Below are 23860 nucleotides of genomic sequence, written 5' to 3' on the forward strand. Positions count from 1 at the left end.
TCCTAGCGGATCTGGCTGAGGGCGAAGGTGGCCGGGTCGCCACCGGTGCGGTGACCGCGCTCGAGCGCGGTGATGCGGTCCAGCTCGTCGGCGGTGAGCTCCAGCTGGGCCGCGGCGAGGTTCTCCTCCAGCCGCGCGCGGCGGCTGGACTTGGGGATGACGACGTGCCCGCGCTGCAGGTGCCAGGCGAGCACGACCTGCGCGGGGGTCGTCCCGTGCGCGGCGGCGACCGCGGTGACGGCGGGGTCGTCCAGGTCGGCGCCCTGACCCAGCGGCGAGTACGCCTCGACGACGACGCCGCGGGCGCGGCAGTCCTCGACGAGCTCGCGCTGCTGGAACGTCGGGTGCAGCTCGACCTGGTTCACCGCCGGGACGAGGTCGCTCGCGGCGGCGAGGTCGTCCAGGTGCACGGGCAGGAAGTTGGAGACCCCGACGGCCCGGACGGCCCCCTGCGCGCGCAGCTGCGCCAGCGCCCGCCAGCTGTCGACGTAGCGCCCGGCGGCCGGGTTCGGCCAGTGCACGAGGTACAGGTCCAGGGCGTCGAGGCCGAGGCGGGCCAGGGTGTCGTCGTAGGCGCGCAACGCCTGCTCGTACCCCTGGTCGCCGTTGCGCAGCTTGGAGGTGACGAAGACCTCCTCGCGCGGCAGCCCGCAGGCGCGCAGGGCGGCCCCGACCCCGGCCTCGTTGACGTAGGCGGCGGCGGTGTCCACGTGCCGGTACCCGACCTCCAGAGCCTCCTCGACGACGCGCTGCGCCTCCTCGGGCGGGACCTGGAAGACGCCGAGGCCGAGCTGCGGGACGCTGACGCCGCCGCCGAGGTCGACCTCGCGCACGGCGCGGGTCTCGTGCGGCGCGCTCACCGGGGCTCCAGGACGAGCATCGAGACCGACGGCAGGGGCAGCTCCAGGGACAGCTCCAGCGTCCCGTCCTCCGCGGTGACGTCGCGGGCCGGCTCCAGCTCCTCCAGCCCCTGCCGGGCCTTGACCGCCGCGAGCTGCTCGGGGGTGGGGTCCTGCGGGCTGCCCTGGGCGACCCACGCGGTGTGGGAGTTGCTGTGCTCGGCGTCGATGCGGAAGTGGCGCAGCGACAGGTCGGCCGCCGCCAGGCCGTCGACCCGCACGCTGACGGGGGTGGGGCGCTCGTCGGCGTGGTACTGGTCGTCGGTGTGCCGCCAGACGAGCACGGTGACGCGGCCGGCGGCGTCGCTGGAGGCCAGGACGTCGACCTCCTCGCCCATGCTGCGCCCGTCGCCGGCGTCGAGCTCGGCGGGGTCGCTGGCCGCGTCGGAGGTGGCCTCCAGGCGCCGGCCGCCCAGGCGGGCCATCATCCGGTAGGCGTTGAGCAGCGGCTTCTCCACGCCGCCGGCGGTGAGGAAGGCGCGCGTGCCCTCGAAGTACCGCTCACCCTCGAAGTAGAAGCTCCACGACGTCGCCTGCGTGACGGTGGCGGTCTCGGTGTCGTTGAGGTCGAGGACCTTCTTGAACAGCTTGACCTGGAAGACCGGGTAGTACTCGGTGTTCTGGAACTGGAAGTTGGCGTTGTCGTAGACGCTGTAGTGGGCGGGGACGCCCGCGTCGCACTCGTCGACGATGGCCGGGAGGTCGTGGTACTGCGGGAACTCTGCCATGACGCGCAGCATGCGACGGATCTCGAAGAGCATCTTGTGCGCCGAGGGGTTCTGCTGCTCCGGGGCCGGCCCACCGGTCGGCCCGTAGACGCGCCAGGGGGTGAACGCCGATCCCTTGGTGTGGAAGGAGACGAAGTCCAGCGGGACGTCGTTCTCGGACGTGTGGGTGAGGAAGTCGCGCAAGAACTGCACTCCCCCGCCGGTGACGGCGGGGCCGCCGACCTTCGCGTCGGGCAGGACGCTGCGGACGGCCTCGGCGGTGACGGTGTAGAGGTCGCAGAACTGCTGCGTGGTGCCCTTCCAGTAGAAGATGTCCGGCTCGTTCCACAGCTCCCACAGCCACTCGCCGACCTCCTCGGCGCCGTACCGGTCGAGGCAGTGCTGCGCGTGGGCGGCGACGAGGCCGCGCCACTTCTCGTAGTCCTTCGGCGGGTACGCCCACGCCCCGGCCTCGTAGTTGCTGTAGACGGTGGGGCTGGAGACGACCTTCAGCTCGTCCGCCTCGGGCGGCAGCAGGTCGCGCGGGGTGAACGCGAGCTCGACGAGGACGTGGTGGCCGGCGCCGACGATCGCGTCGTACGTCTGGTCGACGATGGTGAAGTCGTAGTGCGGGTTTCCGTCGGCGTCCTCGTGGTAGACGTTCCCGTTGCCCCAGTGCGGGATCCCGAACCCGGTGCCGGAGCAGAACACGTAGTGCGGGCGGACGTGGAACGGGCGCGGGGACAGCTCCGCGAACGTGCGCAGCAGCTGCTTGCCCGTGGGGGTGTACGTCCAGTTGATCTCGTCGTAGCCGATGCTCTCCCAGATCCGGGTGAGCGGGCCGCGGTCGCTGCTGGCGTCGACGACGACGGTGGCGGACTCCACGTGCGGGGCGCCCGGGTCGCTGGGCGCCGAGCGCGGGAAGTGGTTGGTGTCGCTGGACAGGCCGGGGTTGTGGGTGGCCGGGGTCTGGGGAGCGGTGTCGGTGGACACGGGTAGGCCTCTCGGCTGGGGGCGCGCGGGGGCGCGGGGACGGTCGGCACCGCCGGTGGTGCGCTGCGTCGTGCGAGGTCGTGCAGGGGATCGTGCGGGTGCGCGCTGGTGTCGCGCGGGTGCCGTCAGGCGTCGGCGGCGGCGGTGCCGGGGGTGTCGTAGGCCTGCAGGGCGCGCTCGCGCGCCTCGGTGATGTGGGCGGCCATGGCCGCGCGGGCCATCGCCGGGTCGCCGGTGCGCAGACCCTCCAGGACGCGGGTGTGCTCGGCGACGCAGTGGTCGGAGTCGGTGACGCCTCCGCCGCCGAAGAGGCGGAAGCGCTGGATCTGCCCGCCCAGCGCGGTGTACGCGCTGAACAGGAACTCGTTGCCGGTGCTCTCGGCGACGATGCGGTGGAACCGCTCGTCGGCCTCCCAGTACTGCCGGAACTCGTGGAACGAGGGACCGAGGGGGGCGGTGGCGAGGTCGTGCACGGCCTGTTCCAGCCGGGCGAGGACCTCGGGGGTCAGGCGCTCGGCGGCCAGCTCGGCCAGCGCCGGTTCGAGGACCAGCCGGGCCTGCATGAGCCGCTCGAGCTCGTCGGGGGTGGCGACGGGGGCGACGCGGTAGCCCTTGAGGGCGGTGCGCCGGACGAGGCCGGTGGACTCCAGCCGGGCCAGCGCTTCGCGCACCGGTGTCTGGGAGACGCCGAAGTCGCGGGCCAGGCCGTCGATGCCCAGGGCCTGGCCGGCCTTGAGCTCACCGTCGATGAGCAGGTCGAGCACCGCGTCGTAGACGTGGTCGGCGAGCATCTGCCGGCTCGACGCCAGCGAGCGCCGGGTCGTCGCCTGCTCCACGGACGTCATCGTAGGTGAGCCCTCCGGACGGGGACCGCGGTCGCGGCGGGGGACGGGTTCTCGGGGTAGGCACGGGCACCTCCTCGGTGATCGGCTCTGCGGTGAGCTGATGCGTAGACCGTAGATCGTGCACGATCGACGGTCAAGGGACGTCCTCGCCCTTCTCGGTGACCTGGTCTGCCTGGTACCTGCACCCAGCTCAGTGCCTGACAGCCAGCCTGCGAGCACCGGCCGACACGCCGTGCCAACGGCGCCCGCACCCGGCGCGTCGCCGTGCGCGTGCAGACCCGCTGTCAGCTCCCGACGCACCGTCCCCCACCGATGCACCGGCCTGGCGCAACTGACGCGCCAGGTAAGTGACGCGCCAGGTAAGTGACGCGCCAGGTGAGTGACGCGCCCTCACTCCTCCCGGCGCCGGAACGCCGTCGGGCTGCACCCGTGCACCCCGCGGAAGTGCCGGGCGAAGTAGAAGGGATCGGCGTAGCCGACGGAGCGGGCGACCTCGGCCACCGGCAGGTCGGTGGTGACGAGCAGCTCGCAGGCGTGGGCCATGCGCAGCCGCTTGGCGTACTCGACGACCCCTCCCCCGGTCGCGGCGCGGAACAGGGCGGTGAAGTGGGAGGTGGACAGCCCCGCCTCCCGGGCCAGGGCGGCCACGGACACGGGCGCGTCGAGGTGGGCGCGCAGGTGCTCCTGGGCCTGGCGCACGGGCTCGCGCCGCTCGGGGCTGCCGGCGGCGGCGTCGGCGGCCACCTGCGCCAGCACCGACCAGGCCGCGCCGGCCGCGCGCAGCAGGGTGGGGCCGGTCTCGTCGGTCTCCAGGTGCTCCACGACGCGCTCGACGTCGCGCTGGACCTCCAGCACGTCGTGCAGGTCGACGACGGCGGGGCGCGGCGGGTCCCCGCCGAGCTGGGCGTCGAAGGAGCGGGCATCGGGTCCGGCCGCGTGCAGCCACCAGATCGTCCAGGGGTGCGCGTCGTCGGAGCCGTAGGCGTGCGGCAGGCCGGCGGGCAGCACGAGGGCCTGCCCGCCGGCGACAACCACCTCCCCGTCCGCGGTGCGGCACCAGCCGCGCCCGCCGACGCACACGATGACGACGGTGCCGCTGGCCCCCCGGCGGCGGGTGCGGCCGTGGTGGTGCGCGTGCGGGAAGTACCCGGCGTCGGTCACGAGCAGCCGGGACGTGGGCCCGGACGCGGCGGCGGCGCGGGCGACGTCGGCGGGCAGGACTCGCAGGCGCTGGCCGGGGAACCCCTCGCGGATGCGCACGCCGTGACGCTAGCGCCGTCCGGGTGGTCTCGACCGTCGGATCGTCCAGGTGCTCGCGTCGGATCGTCCCTTCCCGGCGCGGTGATCACCGGCCTACGGTCGCGGCATGCTCGACGACGAGACGCAGCTCGGCCTGCCGGCCCGGCCCGCCGCCCTGGCGGACGCCCCGGCCGCGGCCTGGAGCGCGCCGCTGACGCTGCCGACGTACCACCCGCTGCCGCCGGAGGTGTTTCCTGCCTACCTGGACCGCCGCGTCTACCAGGGTTCCTCGGGGCGGGTGTACCCGCTGCCGTTCCACCACCGCATCGCCGACGAGCCCGTCGAGCACGCGTGGACGGCGGTGCACCTGCAGAACGAGTGGCTGCACGTGGTGGTGCTTCCGGAGCTGGGCGGGCGCGTGCACGTGGTCCGCGACCGCACCAGCGGCCGGGACCTGTTCTACGCCAACCCGGTCGTCAAACCCGCCCTCGTGGGGCTGGCCGGCCCGTGGATCGCGGGGGGCGTGGAGTTCAACTGGCCGCAGCACCACCGCCCGGGCACCTACCTGCCGACGGACTGGGATGCGGTGACCGAGGAGGACGGCGCGGTCGTCGTCCGCTGCTCCGACCACGACCCGTTCACCCGCATGCGGGGCACGCACGCGCTGCGGCTGCGCCCGGGCAGTTCCGTGCTGGAGCTGGAGGTGCGGCTGGCCAACCGCACCGAGCTGCCGCAGTCGTTTCTGTGGTGGGCCAACGTGGCCGCCCGCGTCGACGACGACTACCAGTCCTTCTTCCCGCACGACGTGACGGTGGTCGCCGACCACGCCAAGCGCGCCGTGACGGCCTACCCGGCCGCGGACCGGCACTACTACGGCGTGGACTACCCCGCCCGCGCCGGCGAGGTTTTTACCGCGGCCGGCGGCGCGCGCGGCACGGGCGACCGGATCGACTGGTACCGCACGATCCCCGTGCCGACGTCGTACATGGCGCTGGGCAGCCGGGAGGACTTCTTCGGCGGCTACGACCACGCGAGCGGCGTCGGGTTCGTCCACGTCGCCGACCACCAGGTCGCGGTCGGCAAGAAGCAGTGGACGTGGGGGAACTCCCCGTTCGGGCACGCCTGGGACGCGAACCTGTCCGACGACGGCGCGCACTACGTGGAGCTGATGGCGGGGGTGTTCACCGACAACCAGCCGGACTTCTCGGTGCTGGCGCCCGGGGAGACGAAGGTGTTCACCCAGTCCTGGTACCCGGTGCGGCACACCGGCCCGGTGGACCGGGCGAGCGCCGACGCCGCCGTGAGCCTGCGCCGCGAGGACGGCAACCGGGTCCGGCTGGCCGTCGTCGTCACCCGCCCGCGCGCCGGGGTGCGGGTGGAGCTGCGCGCCGGCGGGGACGTCGTCGCGACCGAGACGGTGGACCTGGACCCGTCGGTGGCGCTGCTGCGCGTGCACGAGGTGCCCGCCGGCGACGTGGAGGTGTCCGTCGTCCACGAGGACCGGGAGCTGGTGCGCTGGAGCACCGCCGAGGAGCGCACCGGGATCGGGGAGGTCCCCGGCCCGGCCACCGAGCCCCCTGCGCCGGCGGACGTGACGAGCGTGGAGGAGCTGGCGCTGACCGCCGAGCACCTGGAGCTGTACCGGCACGCGACCCGCTCCCCCGAGCCGTACTGGCGCGAAGCGCTGGCCCGCGACCCCGGGCACGTGCCGAGCCTCGTGGGCCTGGCGGTGCGCGCCTACCGCGCCGGCCTGGACGAGGACGCCGAGGACCTGCTGCGCCGCGCGGTGGACCGCCTCACCGCCCGCCACCCCACCCCGCAGGACACGACCGCGCTGTACCTGCTGGGTGTGGTCCTGGAGGCCCGCGGCCGCGAGGCCGACGCCTACGACGCCTACGGGCGCGCGTCGTGGACGCGGGCGTGGCGGGGTCCGGCCGGGTACCGGATGGCGCGCCTGGACGCGCGGGCCGGACGCACCGCGGCCGCGCTGCACCGGCTGGCGGACGTGCGCCGGGTGGAGCCGGAGCACCTGCAGGCCGCCGCCCTGGAGGTGGTGTGCCGCCGCCGCCTCGGCGACGACGCGGAGGACGTGCTGGCCGCCGCGCGCGCCCTGGACCCGCTGGACGCGTGGCTGCGCCACCTGGACGGCCTGCCCGCGAGCGCCGACGCGCAGACCTGCCTGGACGTGGCGCTGGAGCTGGCCGGCGCCGGGGAGCTGGAGGGCGCGCTGCGCGTGCTCGACGAGGCGGAGGCGCGCGAACCCCTGCGGGCGTCGGGGCAGCCGGCGGCCGGCCCGCTGCTGGCGCACCACCGGGCCCTCGTGCTCGACCGGCTGGGCCGCACCGCGGAGGCGGCCGCCGCGCGCGCCGACGCCGCCGCGCGGGACACCACGTGGTGCTTCCCCGGCCGGCGCGAGGACGTGGCCGCGCTGGGCGCCTCGGCGGCCGACCCGCGGGCGCGGGCGCTGCGCGGGCACTGGCTGTACGCGGCGGGACGGCACGCCGACGCCGTGGAGGACTGGCTGGCCGGCGCGGCGGGCGCCCCGGACGACCCGGTGCCGCACCGCAACCTCGGCCTGGCCCTGGTCAACGACCACCACGACCTCGAGGCCGCGCGCGCCGCGTACGCGCGGGCGGAGCAGGCCGCCCCGGACGAGGCGCGGCTGCGCTTCGAGGTGGACCAGCTCGACGCGCTGCGCGGCCTGAGCCCGCAGCAGCGGCTGGCGCGCTGGCGCGAGCGCTGGGACCTGGCCGAGCAGCGCGACGACGCGCTCGTGGAGGTCGCGCACCTGCTGGTGAGCACCGGCGGCGCGGCCCGGTCCCTGGAGCTGCTGACCGGCCGCACGTTCCAGCCGTGGGAGGGCGGGGAGGGGCAGGTCCTCTCGGCGTGGGAGCGGGCCCGCACCCGCCTGGCCCTGGAGGCGCTCGCGGACGACCCGGCCGCCGCGGTCGCGCACCTGCGGGCGGCGCTGGACAGCCCGGCGTGCCTGGGCGAGGCGCGGCACCCGCTGGCGGCGACGGCGCAGCTGCACCTGCTGCTGGGCGACGCGCTGGCCGCGACCGGCGACACCGCCGCGGCGCGCGCGGCGTGGGAGGTCGCGGCCGAGCACCGCGGGGACTTCCTCGCGATGAGCACGCAGGAGCACAGCGAGGCGACGTTCTCCTCGGTGCTGGCGCTGCGCCGGCTGGGCCGCGACGACGACCCGCTGACCGCGTCGCTGCGCCGCTTCCGCGACGCGTTCGCGGCGGCCGTGCCGGTCGTGGACTACTTCGCCACCTCGCTGCCGGACCTGCTGCTGTTCGAGGAGGACCCGCTCGTGGTGCGCGACCGGCGCACGGCGGTGCTGGACGCCCAGCTGGCGCTGCTGGACGGCGACGCCGGCCGCGCGCGCGAGCTGCTGGCGGACCCGCGGCTGGCGGCCAGCCGGCACGCGGCCGACCTGGCGCACGCGCTGGAGACCTGCCCGGAGCTGCTGGGCGTGCCCGCCGTACCCGTCACACGCGTGGAGGAGGTGGCCCGATGAGGACCCGCGACCTGCCGGCCGGTGCGCCGGAGAAGCTCGTCATCAGCCTGTGGGACTTCTCCTGGTACGTGCGCACGGGGCCGGGCGAGCCGTTCGAGGACCTGGACGCCGCCTTCGCGCAGGCCGTCGAGCGCGGGTACAACACGGTGCGGATCTGCGCGATGCCGTTCCTGCTGTTCCGCTCCGGCCTGGACGTCTCCGCGCTGCGGCTGGGTCCGCTGGGCGGGGAGTACGGGCAGGGGGTCCGCTGGTACGACGTGGCGCACGAGACGACGATCGACGCGCGCGAGCACACGCTGGCGTTCTTCCGCGCCGCGCAGCGCCACGGCGTGCACGTCATCGTGTCCAGCTGGGAGTACCAGCAGTCGCCGTCCTTCGCGCTCGACCCAGGCTGGTACGAGGCCCTGCACGCGGTGGACCCGGAGGAGCGGGCCGAGGTCCTGGCCGACGCGCACGCCGACCTGCTCGACCTGCTGGTCGCCGAGGGCCTGGACGAGACGGTGCTGTTCACCGAGCTGCACAACGAGGTCCAGATCGGCTTCCTCGTCGACGGCCTGGGCGTGGAGCGCGGTGACCCGGCGGTGCGGGCGCTGACGGACCGCCTGGAGCGCGGCATCCGCCGCTTCAAGCAGCGCCACCCCGACCGGCTGTGCACGGTGAACTACGCCGGCGTCCCCGTCGCCGCGCTGAGCGCCGTCCCGCCCAGCGCCGACGTCCTCGTCGTCCACCCCTACGCCTACGGCAACCTGCAGGAGCTCATCGACGTCTTCGGCCTGCGCGGGCCGGTGGATGAGTTCTCCCGCGAGCAGGCGGCGCCGCTGCTGCGCTCGGGCGCCCCCGCGGTGGCCGAGTGGGGACCGGGCGAGGCCAACGCGTGGAAGCTGGACGCCACCGTGGTGTCGCTGCCGGAGATGTACGTGCACGACTGGTGCGACCCGGAGGCCTTCGACCGCTGGCTGTACGACCGCTGGGGGGAGCACCGCCGGGCGGTGGAGCAGAAGCTCACGCTCTGGCTGGAGGTCGCCGCCGACCACGCCGCCGCCCGCGGGATCCCCCTGGTGCTGGGCGAGGGATACGTCGGCTACACCCCCCGGCACGGCCGCTTCGAGGAGGGACCGGTCGGCGCCGAACTGTGCCGCCGGGCCGTCCGCGACGCCCACCGCCTCGGCGCGTGGGGCGCGGTCGTCTGCTCCAACGCCGCGCCCCAGCACAGCATGTGGGCCGACGTCGCCCTGCAGCGCGAGTGCGCGGCCCTCCTGACCGGTACCGCCCCCTCCGACCAGCACGACCCCACCCACCCCGACCGCGCCGAGGACGGCGCACAGGAGGTTCGACGATGAACTCCCGACTCTCGCGGCGCAGCCTGCTCGCGGCCACGGCCGGCCTCGGCGGGGCCGGTCTGCTGACCGGCTGCGTCGGCACCAGCGGCTCGGAGGGCGGCGGCGCGGCCGCCGGCGGTGGAGGGGGCGGTGGTGGCGGCGGCATCGTCTTCCAGAACTCCATCCAGGACACCGCCCCCAAGGCCGCCCTCGAGGCGATCGTGCAGGGCTACGACGGCGACGTGACGATGAACTCGGTCGCCACGGAGCAGTTCCGCGCCCAGCTGACCAACTACCTGCGCTCGAACACCCCGCCGGACGTCATGAGTTGGTACGCCGGGTCGGTGGCCCGCGACTACGCCGCCCAGGGCCTGCTGCTGGACGTGTCGAGCATGTGGGAGGGCGACGGCGCGTGCGCCGGCTTCTCCGAGGCGCTGAAGAACCTGTCCACCGCCGACGACGGCACCCAGATCTTCGTCCCCACCAACTACTACTGGTGGTCGGTCTTCTACAAGAAGAGCGCCTTCGAGCAGTGGGGCGTGGAGCCGCCGGCGACGTGGGACGAGTTCCTCGCGCTGTGCGAGAACCTGTCGGGCCAGGGCGTCGCGCCGCTGGCCAACGGCATCGGCTCGACCCCGTGGATGGCGTCGGGCTGGTTCGACTACCTGAACCTGCGTGTCAACGGCGCGCAGTACCACCGCGAGCTGCTGGCCGGGGAGCACTCCTTCACCGATCCGGAGGTCGTGGCGGTGATGGAGCAGTACGAGCGGCTCATCCCGTACTTCGACCCGAACGCCGCCTCCTACTCGGCGCAGGACGCGGCCGTGCCGATGGCGCAGGACCAGGCCGGCATGTACCTGATCGGCGCCTTCGTCACCCAGTACTTCCCCGAGGACCAGCAGGACGACCTGGACTTCTTCTCCGTCCCGGTGATCAACCCGGACGTGCCGACGGCCGAGGAGGCGCCCACGGACGGCTACTTCGCTGCGGCCGGCACCTCCGACCCGGACGCGACCATCGCCTTCCTGTCCTACCTGGCCGCCCCCGAGCAGCAGCAGGCGTTCATCGAGCAGTCCGGCTCGTCCAACCTGCCGACGTCCCCGGACGTGGACACCTCGCAGTTCAGCCCGCTGGTGCAGAAGGGCATCGAGCTGCTCAACTCCACGGAGGAGATCACCCAGTTCTTCAACCGGGACTCCTCCGACGCGCTGCAGACGACGGCGGACACCGCGCTGACGCAGTTCCTCGCCGACCCGGGCTCGCGCGACCGGATCCTGGAGGAGTGGCAGCGGGCCGCGGAGGGGGTCTTCGGGCAGTGAGCAGCGACGTGAGGGCCGCGGCGCGGCCGGCGCGGCGGGGGCCCGGCGGCTCCCGTCCCGCCGGCGGCGCACGCGGCCCCGCCCGGCTGGGCGCCCCGTCGCTGGGGGCGCGGCTGCGGCGGGTGCCGCTGCTGGTGTGGGTCTTCCTGCTGGTACCGGTCGCGGTGGAGCTGTTCTGGGTCTTCTGGCCGGCGGCCAACTCCTTCTCGCTGTCGCTGACCCGCTGGAACGGCATCAGCCCGGCCGAGCCGGTGGGCCTGCAGAACTTCACCGACCTGGCCGACGACCCGATCTTCCGCACGGCGCTGACCAACAACGCCCTGTGGGTCGTCGGCTTCGGCGTCCTGTCCGTCGTCGGCGGCCTGGCACTGGCGGTGGCGCTCAACAAGCCCGGCCGCGGGGTGGGCTTCTACCGCAGCGCCATCTACCTGCCGATGGTCGTCTCGATGGCGGTGACGGGCCTGTTCTGGCGGGTCATGTACCAGCCGGGCGGCCCCATCAACGCCGGTCTGGAGGCGGTCGGGCTGGAGTCGCTGACGCGGCAGTGGCTGGCCGACCCGGACGTGGCGCTGGCGGCGATCCTCGTCGCAGCGGTGTGGCGGCAGGTCGGCTACATCATGGTCCTGTACCTGGCGGGGCTGAAGGGCTGCGACGCCACGCTGGAGGAGGCCGCGGCCGTCGACGGCGCGAGCGCCTGGCAGCGCTTCTGGCACATCGTCATGCCGCAGCTGCGCGGGGTGAACACGGTGGTCTTCGCGGTCACCGTCATCGACTCGCTGCGCACCTTCGACATCGTGTGGGCGATGACCCGCGGCGGCCCCTACAACACGACGCAGCTGCTGAGCACCTACATGTTCCAGCAGGCGTTCACGTCGGGGAACCTCGGCTACGCCTCGGCGATCGCGGTCGTCATCTTCGTCCTGGCGATCGGCTTCATCATCACCTACCTGGCCCGCCAGGCCCGCGCGGAGGAGCAGTCGTGAGCGCCACCACCCTCGCCCCCGGCACGGCCGCCGTCCCGCAGATGCGCCGGCCGCGGCGGGCCCGCTCGCCGTGGCTGCACGTGGTCATGGTGCCGCTGACCCTGCTGTGGCTGAGCCCGATCGTCTACGTCGGGCTCATCTCCTTCCGCTCCTTCGACGACATCGCCGCCCGCGGGCTGGCGGCGCTGCCCGCCTCCTTCACCCTGGACGGCTTCGCGACGGCCTTCAGCGGCGGCGGCCTCGTGCGAGCACTGGGCAACAGCATCGCGGTGACCGCGTGCGCGGTGCTGGCCTCGCTGGTGCTGTCGTCGTGGGCGGCGTACTCCCTCAGCCGCTTCGCGATCCCCGGCCGCAAGACGATCCTGCTGGCGATGCTGGCCGGCAACCTGCTGCCCCCGCAGATCCTGCTGGTGCCGGTGGCGCGGATCAGCGAGTCCCTCGGCATCGCCGACACCCTCTTCGCGCTCGTGGCGGTGCAGGTCGGCTTCGGCATCGGCTTCTACACCTTCGTGCTGCACGGCTTCATGCGCGGACTGCCGGAGGAGCTGTTCGAGGCCGCCCGCCTGGACGGGGCGGGCGCGGGGCGCATCTACTGGCGGATCGTCCTGCCGCTGAGCCGCCCGGCGATGGCGGCGCTGGCGGCCCTGGCCACGACGTGGATCTTCAACGACCTCATCTGGGCGCTGACGGTCCTGCGCTCGGAGTCCAAGTTCCCGATCACCGCGGCGCTGCTGAACCTCATGGGCGGCTACTCCAGCGCCTGGAACGTCATCGCGGCGGCCTCCCTCGTGGCGGCGGTCCCCACCGCCATCGTGTTCTTCCTCTTCCAGAAGCAGTTCGTCTCCGGGCTGCTCGTGGGCTCGAACAAGTGAGCGGCCCGTGGACGCTGCCGACCCGCTCTGGCGAGCACGTCGTCGCGCTCGCGCCGGACGGGGCGGGCCTGGTGCGCGTGCACTGGGGTGCGCGCGGCGGCGCCCAGCCGGCCCGGGCGCCGCGGCGCACGTCCTTCGAGACGCCGCTGGACCTGCTGCCCCTGGAGGCCACCGCCCTGGGCACCCGCGCCGCGCACGCCGCCGAGCTCGTGGTGCGCCGCGCCGACGGGCTGCGCGGCGCCCGGCTGCGCCCCGCCGGTGATCAGGTGCTGACGGTGGACGGGGAGGCGCACGAGCTGCGCGCGCCGTTCACCGACGAGCTGGCCGGGCTGGACGTGGAGCTGGTGCTGCGCAGCAGCACCGCCCACGACGTCGTCACCAAGCACGCGGTCGTGCACAACCGCTCCGGTCACGCGGTGGAGCTGCTGCGCTGCTGGGGCGGCGCCTTCACCCCGCCGGTGGGGCCGGGCGCGCGCGTCGGGACGCTGACCGGGGCGTGGTCGCGGGAGTTCACCGAGGCCGTCGTGGACCTGCCCGTCGGGACCTTCAGCCTCGGCAGCCGGCAGGGCACCACCTCGCACAGCGCCTCCCCCGTCGTCACCGTCCGCGCCCGCGACGGCCGGGACGCTGGCACGTACGCGGTGGCGCTGGCGTGGAGCGGGTCGTGGCGGTTGCAGGTGGAGGCCGTGCCGTTCACCGACCACGTGCGGGTGGCCGGCGGCCCCGACGACGAGTCCGGCGTGGTGACCCTGCCGCCGGGCGGGTCGGTGACCACCCCGGAGCTGGCGGGGCTGTGGGTGCCGGGCGGGCCCGACGAAGCCGCCCAGGCGTGGCACGCCTACCAGCGCACTCTGGCTCGCTCCACGGGCCCCGAGCACCGGCCGGTGGTGGCGAACTCCTGGTACGCCAACGGCTTCGACGTGCGGGTGGAGCACCAGCTCGCGCTGGCCGACGTGGCCGCCGACCTCGGCGCGGAGGTGTTCGTCGTCGACGACGGCTGGTTCCGCGGCCGCACCTCCGACCGCGCCGGGCTCGGCGACTGGGGCGTCGACCCCGTGAAGTTCCCCGGCGGGCTGGAGCCGCTCGTCGCGGGCGTGCGCGAGCGCGGCCTGCGCTTCGGGCTGTGGGTGGAGCCGGAGGCCGTGAACGAGGACAGCGACCTGTACCGCGCCCACCCCGACTGGGTGCACCGCGCGCCGGGCCGGGACCCGGTGCGGCTGCGCCACCAGCTCCTGCTCGACCTGGGCCGGCCGGAGGTGGAGGCGTGGGTGCTGGAGACGTTGCGCCGCCTGCTCGGCCGGTACGAGATCAGCTACCTGAAGTGGGACATGAACCGCGCCGTCACCGACGGCGGCGGCGCCGCGCCCGGCGGGGACGACTGGTCGTGGCGGCACACGCAGGCGTACTACCGGGTGCTGGACGCGCTGCGCGTGGAGTTCCCGCACGTGACCGTCGAGGCGTGCGCGGGCGGCGGCGGCCGGATCGATCTGGCGGTGCTGGCCCGCACGGACGTGGTGTGGCCCAGCGACGAGACCGGCCCGCGCGACCGGCTGGCCGTGCAGCACGGCTTCCTGTCCGCCTACCCGGCGTGGGTGATGAGCTCCTGGGTGACCGACGAGCCCGACGTGCTGGACCGCGAACCCGTCAGCCTCGACTTCCGGTGCGTCGTCGCGATGGCCGGGGTCATGGGCCTGGGCGGGGACCTGCTGCGCTGGAACCCCGAGCAGCGCGAGCGGGTGCGCGAGCTGGTGGCGCTGCACCGCTCGGTGCGGCACGTCCTGCACGGCGGCCTGGTGCGCCGGCACGGCACGCCCGCCGACACCGCCTACGCGGTGCAGTACACGGACGGGGCGACGGTCGTCGTGCTGGCGTGGGCGCGGCCGGGCCGGCCCGCCGCCTGGCGGGTGCCGCTGGGCGACCTGCCCGCCGGTTCCCTGCTGCGTGCGCGCTCCGACGGTTCCACGGTCCGGGTGGAGGACGGGCTGGTGGTGACGTGGTCGCGCGGCGACTGCGACGTCGTCGTGCTGGACCGCGTGTGAGCGGGTGGCGGCCACGTCCGCTGGTCGTGGAGACCGACGACGCCCGCGGCGGGCGGTGGACGTCGCTGCGCACGCCCGAGCGGGAGTGGTTGTGGCGCAACCCCACCGTGCCCGCGGCGGCGCGCGCCGCCGTACGTCCCGGTGACGCGTTCGTCGACGCGGGCGGGGTGGAGGAGTGCTTCCCCACCCTGCGCGGGGCGCCCGACCACGGCGATGTGTGGTCGCGGGTGTGGACTCCTGAGGGGCCGGGGTGCGCGTCGGTGCGGACGGGGTCCTTGTCGCTGCGACGGACCTTGTCGGTGGAGGACGGGGCGGTGGTCGCGACCTACGACGTGTCCGGCCCGCCCGGCGCGCGCGTGCTGCACGCCGTGCACGCCCTCCTCGACCTCTCCCCCACCGCCCGCCTCATCCTCCCCGGCGCGCCGGCCGTGACGGTCCTCGACCAGCCGGCTCCCGGCGAATCCGTGCGCACCACCTGGCCCGATGGCGCGGGCGTCCCGCTCGACGTCCTCGGCCCCGACGACGGCACCGCCCGCTGCGCCGTCGTCGCCACCGACCGCGTCGACGTCGTCGACGGCGCCGACCGGCTGTCCCTGCGGTGGTGGGTGGTGCGCGGCAGCGGGCCGGTGTCCCTCGTGGGGTGGCGGAACCTTCACGGGTGGCCGGAGTCGGCGCCGTACCGGTCGGTGGGCGTCGAACCGCTGCTCGGCGCGGCCGCAGACCTGGCGACCGCGAGCGCCGGGGAGACCGGCGTTCTCGACACCGACAGCGGCCTCACGTGGCAGCTGACGCTCACCGCCCACCACGAGGCCTGACAGCCAGCCTGCACGCACCGCGCGACACGCCGCTCCAGCGCTCTCGAACCGCGGCGTGTCCCCTCACCCCTGCAGGCTCCCTGTCAGCCTCCTCCCCACCCGCGGTGATCACGGATGGTTGAACGTACACAGCCCCTCACCGCTCAGGCCAAACGCCAAAGACACAACAGCTCCTCGGAGCCGTTGCGTCTTTGGTGTTTGAGCATTTCCCCTGTCGCCATACGTACCGCCGCTCGAACATCCGCGGCTCACCGCCTTCGACCCAGACATCTGGGCGGGTTCGCTGCTCGACGCCTCAGCGTCCCGGTCGTCGCGGCACCGGCCGCGCCGGCGGCTCGACCGCGGTATCCCCGGCCGGTGACGCCAGGGACCGCTCGAAGCCGGTGATGAGGTCGATGAGCCCGTCGACCTCGAAGGCGCGGTTGCGCCGCCCAGCCGTGGTCTGCCGCAGAATGCCCGCGGCGTGCAACCGGTCGACGGCCTGGTTGACGGCCTGGGCGGAGCGTCCGGTGAGCCGCACCAGCTGCGCGACGGTGAGGACCGGCGCCTGCGGGAGCACCTCGTCGATCAGCTGGGCCGTCGTCGAGCCTGCGCGGAGGGCGCCGACCGCGGCGCGCCACCGCTGCCGCAGGTCGGCGAGGCCGGTGGTGAGCCCGGCGACGCGCTCGCACGCCTCCGTCGTCGCGGCCGCGAAGACGGCGATCCAGTCGGCGAGGCCGTCGGCCCGGTAGGCGGTGAGGCCGGCGACGTAGTCGGCGCTGCGGGTGGCCAGCACGAGGCTGATCGGCGGCACGTGCCGCGGGCTGAGGCCGCGGCGGGTGAGGACGACGTGGATCAGCGCGCGGCCGGTGCGGCCGTTGCCGTCGGCGAAGGGGTGGATGGTCTCGAACTGCGCGTGGGCGATCGCCGCCTGCACGAGCGGGGAGTGCCAGTCCGACTCCAGGTAGGCGGCCAGGTCGTCCAGCAGCGCCGGCACCTCCCCGGGCGGCGGGGGCACGAAGTCCGCGCGGCAGGGGTTGTAGCTGGACCCGCCGATCCAGTTCTGCCGGTCGCGTACCTGGCCCGCCCAGGAGGCGTCGCGGGTACCGCCCAGCAGAGCACGATGGATGTCGAGGATGCCGCCGACGCCCACGCGGGGGCGGCGGGCGACGTCGTCGACGGCGGCGCGCATCGCGTCGATGTTGCCGAGGACCTCCGCGGCGCCCTCGTCGGGCGAGGAGCCGTCCGCGGCACGTGCCGCGTCGGCGCGCGCCAGCCGGCGACCGCCGATCTCCAAGCCTTCGATGCGGGAGGAGGCGACCGCTTCGGCGCGCAGGAGCAGCCGGGCGATCGCCTCGTAGCCGCGGTAGGGCAGGTCGGAGGTGTTAAGCGCCTGGACGGCGCGCTCGGCGTCGGAGACGTCGGCGATCACGTCGGCGGGCAGGACCACCTCCCGTCCCACGAGGGTGTCGGGGACGAAGGCGTCGTAGCGGCAGGGCTGACGGTGCCGCCGCGGCAGCCCCACCACGTCGGCCGGATCGGGGCTCCAGACGGCGCTCACCAAGCGGACCATGACAGCATCATAATCAAGGTTGAGCAAGAACCTTGATTATGGTCGCTTCGTAGTCAGCCGCGACGGAGAGGCCGGCGCCGCGATGCATCAGAGCTGCGATGACGAACACGGACGGTAGCCTCCTGGACACTGTCCCGAGGAGGTCCGTGGTGGCGGCTGAGTGGATCGCTCCGGTGTCGACCGTCGTCATCGGCATCGCAGGCTTGGCGTTTGCGCACCTGGCCAACAAGCGCGGTAGGGAGCACGCCGAGCATCTCGCGCGGCTGACCCTGCGTGCGGCCGACCGGACGCGGATGGTCGAGTTCTCCACGCAGGTCGTCGAGCGCGGCCGGCGGGTGCAGCGGGCATCGACGGAGTGGACGCTCGACCCGACGGCGGACAAAAAGGCGGAGTTCCAGCGCGCGCTGGACGACTTCAGCCTGGTGGTGGCGCAGTGCCGCCTGGTCGCGCCCGGGGAAGCCGAGGAAGCGGCCCTCACCTTCGAGGACACGTACCGCAAGCACATCGCCAAGCGACGCCCCAGGATCGAGCGGGGGAACGTCGACTTCCAGCTGAAGCCGCTCATCGCTGCTCTGCGCGCCTCGCTGGAGCACGACGCCGCGACGACCTGACCGCTAATTTGAATCCGGAGCGGGGACTCGTCACGGATTCAGCCGCCCCAGCCACAACCTGTCTCGCGCCCGCGTCATCCCGACGAAGAGCTCCCGCCGGTGCAGCGCACACCGGTCGCGGTGGGCCTCGTCCGACTCCTCCGCCCTCCGCGGTGGCGGCTGCTCCTGGGCACATGGCAGGAACACCGCCCAGAACTCCAGCCCCTTCGACCGCTTGATGGTGCCGACCTTGACGGCGTCGACGGGCCGGCCGGCGTAGTCCTCCAGCGGTACGACGGGCAGGCCGGCGCGGCGCAGGACCCCGGCGAGGCGGTTGGCCTCCTTGGTGGTGGCGGCCAGGACCGGGCAGTCGCTGAGCCCGACACCGTCCTCGGGGATCCGCTTGAGCGCGGAGGTCAGCGCCGCGTCCAGGCTCCGTCCGTCCGCCGCGTCGACGCGGACGACCACGCCACCGGCGCGGGCAGTATCGACGTCGCGCTGCCCGATCTGCAGGTCGTCGTCGAGATCGCTGAACTCGTCGGCGGAGATGACGTCGAGGGCTGCCTGCAGGACGTCGCGGGCGTTGCGGTAGTTGGTGCGCAGGACGGTCGAGCGCCCGCGGACGTTGACGCCGGCCTCGGCAAGGGTGAACCCGCCGGGGTACACGGACTGCTGCCCGTCACCGATGAGGGTGAGGGCGTCCGGGCCGTCGCCGGCGAGGGCGTGCAGCAGCTGCACCCCGACGCGGCTGAGGTCCTGCACCTCGTCGACGACGACGGCGGAGAACGGCGGGTCGAGCGGGCGTCGACGGACCTCGTCGAGAGCGAGGAGGAGCAGGTCGTCGAAGTCGCGGACGCCCGCCTCCCGCAGGAACACCGTGTAGGCGACGTACAGCTCCCAGACCGCTTCCCGCTGCGCCGCGTCGAGCCGGGTGGAGCGTCCGACACGCCGCAGGGCTCGGTACTGCTCGAACTCGGTGAGGCCCCGCCCCTTGATGATCTTGCAGACCTCGTCCTTCCAGTAGCCGACTCCTTCGACGTCCCCGAGCTTGTCGCGCCCTACGGCCATCCACGCGCGCGAGAAGCAGGTGTCGGCGCGCGTGCCGTCGACGCGGGCCGCGACACCCCGGTCGGCGAGGAAGGTCGACGCCCACCGGTGCAGCCCGGTGAAGACGACCTTCCCGGCGTGCTCGGGGGCGAGCCGGGCGAAGAGGCCCTCCAGGACGGTCGGCAGGGTGCGGACGAAGGAGACGACGAGGACCTGCCCCGGCCGCCGGGCGGCGAGGTACGCGGCGCGGTGCAGGCCGATCACGGTCTTCCCCGTTCCCGCCGGCCCGCGCAGGCGCGCCGGCCCGTTGCGGCTCTGCCGGACCACCTTGACCTGCGCGGGGTGCAGGAAGGTCATCCACTCCTCGACGGAGGTGCTGTACGCGCGGTCGAGGAGGGACTGCTCGACGTCCTGCAGCGTCGGTAGGGCCAGCTGCTCCCCCTGCGCTGCGGTCTCGGGCAGCGGGACGACGACGGGCAGCTGCGGCGGGTCCTCCACCGCGCCGGGGTCCTCGTAGGGGGCGAAGTCCCGGTCGAGGACGTCGGCCACCTCGCGCACCTGCTCGGCGGTGAGCGCACCGCCCAGCCGGTTGACCCACGGCACGACGTCCTGCTCACCGAGGAGGACGACCCGCCCGATGCGCGCCTGCAGGCTGCGGCCGGCGAAGACGAGGACGGGCACGACCTGGCTGGGCGCGAGGCCGATGTCGGCGGTGCTCTCCTCCACCAGGTCGGCGATCCGCAGGAGCTTGTCGACGTCGTCCTGGGCGTCCTCCTGACCACGCTGCAGGCGGCCGTCGACGACCTCCGGTTCCGCCCAGTTCTTGACGTCCACCACGAGGACCCCGCCGGGGCCGACGTGCAGGAAGTCGACGTTGGCGGCGCGGGTGCCCGGCCACTTGCGGTCGGCGAGGGTGCGCCAGCCGAGCGACTCCATGGCGGCGAGGAGGCGGAAGACGCGCTGCTCGGAGACGCCCGCGGCGCGGTGGCGGCGGTACTGGCGCTGCGCGTCCTCCAGCAGCCGCGCGTACTCGGCGGCCTCGGCCTTCGCGCGGCGGGCGAGCCGCAGCTGCGAGGCGCCGGCCGGCTCGGCGGTGCTCACGACGGTGGTCACGGGTGCAGGTCGTGCACGCCGACGTGGTGGACGACGAACCGCGCCGGCTCGCTCTGGTGGGCGAAGTAGATCCGCCCGCACTCGTTCGGCTTCTTGGCGTCGCCGAGCTTGACGTGCGGGACGCCGTCGAGCTGCTGCCCCTCGAACTCGAAACGCGCCCGCCCGGACCGCTTGAGGGCCAGGTCGGTCGTCGCCACGTCGAGGCCCACGGTTTCGCGGAACCAGTCACCGAGCCGGGCGGTGATGGTCCCCTGCGCGTTGGCGAAGGCGACGGCGGCGCGGGCGAGGTCGACGAGCGCCTGCCGCATGAGGTGCGGGTGGGCGTACCCGGACTTGCGCCACGTGCGGGCCACGTCGGCGGTGAAGCGCAGCCGCCCGCCGCTGCGCTGCTCGAGGAAGTCCAGCAGCGGGCCGGCGTCGGAGGGGTCCAGCGCCGGGGCGTCGTCCCAGTCGGGCAGCGCCTCCTCGGCGGGGCGCGTCCACGCCGGCCGGGCGAGGGCCTCGCTCAGAGCGGCGACCTCGGCCTCGAGGCGCTGCACCTCCCCCACCCACTCCTCGACCTCCTGCTCGGCCGCCGCGGCCTGCGCGCGCAGCGCGGCCAGCTCGGCGTGCTCGTCGCCGGCGGCTCCGGCGGAGGTGACGCGGGCGGCGAGCTCGGCGCGCGCGAGCGCCCGCGCGGCCCGCTCGACGCGCCGGAACGGCACGTCGACACCTCGGGCGACGACCGACAGCGGCGCCAGCGTGCGCACCAGCTCGTCGAGCAGCACCCCCGCGAGCTCCTGCTCGAGCCGACCCAGGTCGAGGAGCGGGTGCCGGGGCGACGCCGCGTCCGGCCACACGAGCCGCGCCTGCCCGGGCGTCAGGGCCAGACCCGCCCACCGCTGGGCGAGCGCCTGCCGGGCACCCGCGGACCGCACGCACACGACGGTCGCCAGACCGGGCAGCTCGAGCGCGGCCGCGTCGGCGAAGGCCGCGTGGTCGACGTGGGACGGCGCGACGAGCAGCACCGGGAGCCGTTCCTGCCGAGCCAACGCCTCGAGGAGTACCTGCGCCTCACCGGCGGTGGTGACGTCGCTGCGGGTGCCGTCGACCGGGTACCCGTAGGCGACGACGTCCAGCGCCGGGTCTTCCACGACGCGGCGGACGACGGCGGGCTGGCGCAGGAACGACAGCGGCGCGGGCGCGATCCAGCCGCCCAGCGACTCCCGCCCGGTGACGACCCGCAGCGTCGCCGCCTCGCGGGTGTTGTCGTGGGCGATGGTCACCCCGGTGACGTGGACGGCGTGGGCGCCGGGGATGGGCGCGCGCAGGTCAATGCGCACCGCCTTGCTGGACGGTGTTCGGACCTGGTGCCACGTCAGCTGCCGCGGTCCCTCGGCCACCGTCCACGACGCGTCGGCGGGCGGCAAGCCCCTCCGGCGCAGCTCGCACGCGCCGTCGGCCGGCACAGCGGTGAGGTCGGGGACGTCGAGGTGGCCGAACTCCAGCCACTCCTGCACGTGCCGCAAGAGGGCGTCGAAGACGCTCCGACCGTCGGGCAGGTCGCACCCGCGGACGTCGAAGTCGACGATGTACTGGACCTGCACCACACACCTTCAGCCGCATCGGAGCACCTGCTCGACTGGCTCCCTGTCCATGAGGACTTCGGGCGCTTCGGGTTCTGGGTCGAGGAAGACGCCCCACTTGGAGCAGCCTGCGACCGGATCAACCCGCCCGGATGCGTCTCGTCTCAGTCAGGGAGCGGGGCGGAGTGCGGGCAGCATCGCGCTGGCCTTGCCCCCGGTGGTGATCAGGAGTTCGTCCCGTGCTCGCGTCGCCGCCACGTACAGCAGCGACCGTTCCCGCAGCAGCAGGTCGTCCCGGTCGGCGTCGGTGAGTCCCTTGAGCAGGTAGGCGGCGGGCACGAGATCCTCGTCGACGCCGAAGATGAGGACGCGGGAGAACTCCATGCCCTTGGCCCGGTGCATCGTCATGACGAGTGGTTGGCCGGGGCGCACGGTCCCGTGGTCGACCATCCGCACGTCGATCCCGCGGTCCTCGAGCCCGCGGGTCAGCTGCCGCGCTTGGTGAGCGTCGCGGACCAGCAGCCCGATGGCTTCCGGTGAGTCCACCGCGGTGAGCCAGCTGCGCACCGCCTCGGCCGCGGTGTCGAGCTCCTGGGAGAGCGTGTCGCAGTACGCGACGCGAGGGGCTGGCCCACTGCGAGCCGACCGGTACTGCCAGGACTGCTCGGCGCCCTCTTCGAGGTCGACGTACTGCCCTCCTTCCAGCACCCCCACCGCGTAGTGCAGGTTCTGCGCCGTCGTCCGGTAGTTCAAGGTGAGCCGTTGGGAGCGTCCGACGATGCGGATGCCGTAGCGGCCGAGCACGACGCGCTGGCCATAGATGCGCTGGTGCGAGTCCTCGGCGATGAAGAGGTCGTCACGGCGCTCGCGGACGAGCGCGCGTAGGAACTGCCAGTGGCTCGGGGTGAGGTCCTGGCCCTCGTCGACGAGGACGTGGTCGAAGGGTCGGGCTCCCCCGGCGGCGGCCTCAGCGTCGAGCGCAGCGGCGGCGATGGTGGCGGCCTCGGTGTAGTCGATGCTGCCGTCGATGCTCGCCCGGGCCCGGTACGCCTCGACGACCTTCCAGACGCCGAGGCGCTTCTTGCGGTCGAGGGAGACTCCTCGACCGGGTCGACGGACGGTGAGGTAGGCGTCCCGGGTCGTCACCCGGTTCGGGAGCACGACGAGGGAGTACTCGGGCACGAGGAACGATCGGTTCTTCAGCTCGCTCGGCAGCTCGTCTGCGACGGCCGCGACGTCCTGCCAGATCTCCTCCCTGGTGCGCTGTCCGATCTCGCTGGAACGCTGCCCCAGCACCAGCTCGACAGCGGGCTGCACCTCGCTGCGGGTGCGCAGCACGGCACTGACGGCGGCGTCGATGCCGGACACGTACACCCCGGGATCGCCCATGCTGGTGGGCAACGGCAGGTCCGAGTCGAGCCGGCGCAGGTCGTTGCGCAGGGCTTCGGCGAGGGTCTTGGTGAAGGTGGTGAGCAGGATGCTGGCGCTGGGGTACTTGCGGGCGAGGTGGCGAGCCCGGTGCAGCAGGACGACCGTCTTACCGGTGCCAGCACCCCCGGAGAGCCGGAAGGGTCCGTTGTAGCTCGCCGTGGCGTACTTGCGCTGCTCGGGGTGGAGGAACACCCGCCAGGCGGCGAAGGAGTCGTCCTCGATCGCTCGACGCAGCTCCTCGTCGTCCTCGATGAAAGCGAACTGCATCTTCGCCGCGGGGTGTTGCAGGGCGACGATGAGACGCTCGTCCCCGGCGGTCTCCGGAGCCGGGACGGGTACGTCGTCCCCGATGCTCAACGCGGCCTTGGTGTCCTGGACGCTCTTGCCGCTGGCCAGGTCGAGGAGCGCGATGCCCTGCCACTGGACGATCCGTTCCGCGAGGCCGAGGAGGTCGTCCTCGGAGGTCGCGGTGAGGGCGGCGTCCGCGACCTCCGGGTGGATGCCGATGTCGTCGACCAGGACGGCCCGGTCCAGTCCGAGCGAGGGCAGCAGGGGGCTGGGCGTGGGAGAAGGCTCGGGGGCGGTGGTCAGCTGCGGCGCCGGGTCGGGGTCGGCGACCGGGGGGCTCGGGCTCACCGCTGGCGGCTTGGCGCTCCCGGGAGTCTGCTCTTCCGCGGTGGCGATGATGAGCTCGGCGATGCCGTTGACCGGGTTGACGGTCAGGCAGGCCTTCTTGGCGAAGGCGATGGCGTCGTCGTGCGGCAGGACGCCGAGGTACACGTAGGTGGCTGTGGAGGCCTGGCCCTGGAGCTTGAACAGGACCGCGCGGTAGAAGTCGTTGACCCGCCCGGTGCGGACGCGGTCGTCGGCGGAGCCGTTGATGGGCTCGATGTGCAGGCCGGGGAGGGCGTCGTTCTCGGTCAGCTTCTCGAGGAAGGCGTAGGCCTGCTTCTTCACCGAGGCGTCCAGCGCACCGGTCTGGTTGGGTCCCATGACGATCTGGGGCACG

Annotated in this window: 16 protein-coding genes; 8 read left to right on the plus strand and 8 right to left on the minus strand. The window is 73.9% G+C overall.

What is annotated here, in order from left to right; genetic code table 11:
• Positions 1-2 precede the first annotated feature (2 nt).
• The 4 genes from ACRYMY_RS04745 to ACRYMY_RS04760 form a co-directional block, all read right to left on the minus strand.
• A complete protein-coding gene (locus ACRYMY_RS04745) occupies positions 3-860 on the minus strand; it encodes an aldo/keto reductase (protein ID WP_432546121.1) in 858 nt (285 codons plus the stop codon).
• The gene (locus tag ACRYMY_RS04750; protein ID WP_432546122.1) at positions 857-2599 is read right to left on the minus strand and encodes a GH39 family glycosyl hydrolase; all 1743 of its coding nucleotides are present in this window, start codon (positions 2597-2599) and stop codon (positions 857-859) included. The genes ACRYMY_RS04745 and ACRYMY_RS04750 overlap by 4 nt, the downstream gene beginning before the upstream one ends.
• Before the next feature lie 125 nt (positions 2600-2724).
• Positions 2725-3444 carry a GntR family transcriptional regulator gene (locus ACRYMY_RS04755; RefSeq protein WP_432546123.1) on the minus strand — a complete coding sequence of 240 codons (720 nt, stop codon included), beginning with the start codon at positions 3442-3444 and terminating at the stop codon, positions 2725-2727.
• Between the two features lie 390 nt (positions 3445-3834).
• Positions 3835-4704: a helix-turn-helix domain-containing protein gene (locus ACRYMY_RS04760; RefSeq protein WP_432546124.1), complete on the minus strand. Its 870-nt coding sequence runs from the start codon at positions 4702-4704 to the stop codon at positions 3835-3837.
• 106 nt (positions 4705-4810) lie between these two features.
• Between ACRYMY_RS04760 and ACRYMY_RS04765 the strand changes: the two genes are divergently transcribed.
• The 7 genes from ACRYMY_RS04765 (at position 4811) to ACRYMY_RS04795 (ending at position 15553) form a co-directional block, all read left to right on the plus strand.
• The gene (locus tag ACRYMY_RS04765; protein WP_432546125.1) at positions 4811-8206 is read left to right on the plus strand and encodes a DUF5107 domain-containing protein; all 3396 of its coding nucleotides are present in this window, start codon (positions 4811-4813) and stop codon (positions 8204-8206) included.
• Positions 8203-9546, plus strand: a complete 1344-nt coding sequence (locus tag ACRYMY_RS04770; protein WP_432546126.1) for a cellulase-like family protein — start codon at positions 8203-8205, stop codon at positions 9544-9546. The genes ACRYMY_RS04765 and ACRYMY_RS04770 overlap by 4 nt, the downstream gene beginning before the upstream one ends.
• Positions 9543-10844 (plus strand): ABC transporter substrate-binding protein, encoded by a 1302-nt coding sequence (locus tag ACRYMY_RS04775; RefSeq protein ID WP_432546127.1) that lies wholly within the window; start codon positions 9543-9545, stop codon positions 10842-10844. Before ACRYMY_RS04770 ends, ACRYMY_RS04775 begins: the two co-directional genes overlap by 4 nt.
• 86 nt (positions 10845-10930) lie before the next feature.
• Complete coding sequence (locus ACRYMY_RS04780; RefSeq protein WP_432546176.1) at positions 10931-11827, plus strand: carbohydrate ABC transporter permease; 897 nt, start codon at positions 10931-10933, stop codon at positions 11825-11827.
• Positions 11828-11868: 41 nt separating this feature from the next.
• On the plus strand, positions 11869-12699 hold the full coding sequence (locus ACRYMY_RS04785; RefSeq protein ID WP_432546177.1) for a carbohydrate ABC transporter permease: 831 nt from the start codon (positions 11869-11871) through the stop codon (positions 12697-12699).
• The gene (locus ACRYMY_RS04790; RefSeq protein WP_432546128.1) at positions 12696-14738 is read left to right on the plus strand and encodes an alpha-galactosidase; all 2043 of its coding nucleotides are present in this window, start codon (positions 12696-12698) and stop codon (positions 14736-14738) included. The genes ACRYMY_RS04785 and ACRYMY_RS04790 overlap by 4 nt, the downstream gene beginning before the upstream one ends.
• A 26-nt stretch (positions 14739-14764) precedes the next feature.
• Positions 14765-15553 carry a hypothetical protein gene (locus ACRYMY_RS04795; RefSeq protein WP_432546129.1) on the plus strand — a complete coding sequence of 263 codons (789 nt, stop codon included), beginning with the start codon at positions 14765-14767 and terminating at the stop codon, positions 15551-15553.
• A gap of 295 nt (positions 15554-15848) precedes the next feature.
• On the opposite strand, the gene ACRYMY_RS04800 is transcribed toward ACRYMY_RS04795, so the two are convergent.
• Positions 15849-17105 (minus strand): Fic family protein, encoded by a 1257-nt coding sequence (locus ACRYMY_RS04800; RefSeq protein WP_432546130.1) that lies wholly within the window; start codon positions 17103-17105, stop codon positions 15849-15851.
• A gap of 173 nt (positions 17106-17278) precedes the next feature.
• On the opposite strand from ACRYMY_RS04800, the gene ACRYMY_RS04805 reads away from it, so the two are divergent.
• Positions 17279-17716, plus strand: coding sequence for a hypothetical protein (locus ACRYMY_RS04805; RefSeq protein ID WP_432546131.1), 438 nt, complete (start codon positions 17279-17281; stop codon positions 17714-17716).
• A 30-nt stretch (positions 17717-17746) separates the two neighbouring features.
• Here ACRYMY_RS04805 and ACRYMY_RS04810 read toward each other — a convergent pair whose 3' ends face one another.
• From ACRYMY_RS04810 to ACRYMY_RS04820, 3 genes are all read right to left on the minus strand, one after another.
• On the minus strand, positions 17747-19855 hold the full coding sequence (locus ACRYMY_RS04810) for a nuclease-related domain-containing DEAD/DEAH box helicase (protein WP_432546132.1): 2109 nt from the start codon (positions 19853-19855) through the stop codon (positions 17747-17749).
• Positions 19852-21441: a hypothetical protein gene (locus ACRYMY_RS04815; RefSeq protein ID WP_432546133.1), complete on the minus strand. Its 1590-nt coding sequence runs from the start codon at positions 21439-21441 to the stop codon at positions 19852-19854. The genes ACRYMY_RS04810 and ACRYMY_RS04815 overlap by 4 nt, the downstream gene beginning before the upstream one ends.
• A 147-nt stretch (positions 21442-21588) precedes the next feature.
• Positions 21589-23859 carry a 3'-5' exonuclease gene (locus ACRYMY_RS04820; RefSeq protein ID WP_432546134.1) on the minus strand — a complete coding sequence of 757 codons (2271 nt, stop codon included), beginning with the start codon at positions 23857-23859 and terminating at the stop codon, positions 21589-21591.
• Between the last annotated feature and the right edge of the window lies 1 nt (position 23860).

The sequence above is a fragment of the Kineococcus haloalkalitolerans genome, from assembly GCF_050871905.1.
In the GTDB taxonomy this organism is placed as follows: domain Bacteria; phylum Actinomycetota; class Actinomycetes; order Actinomycetales; family Kineococcaceae; genus Kineococcus.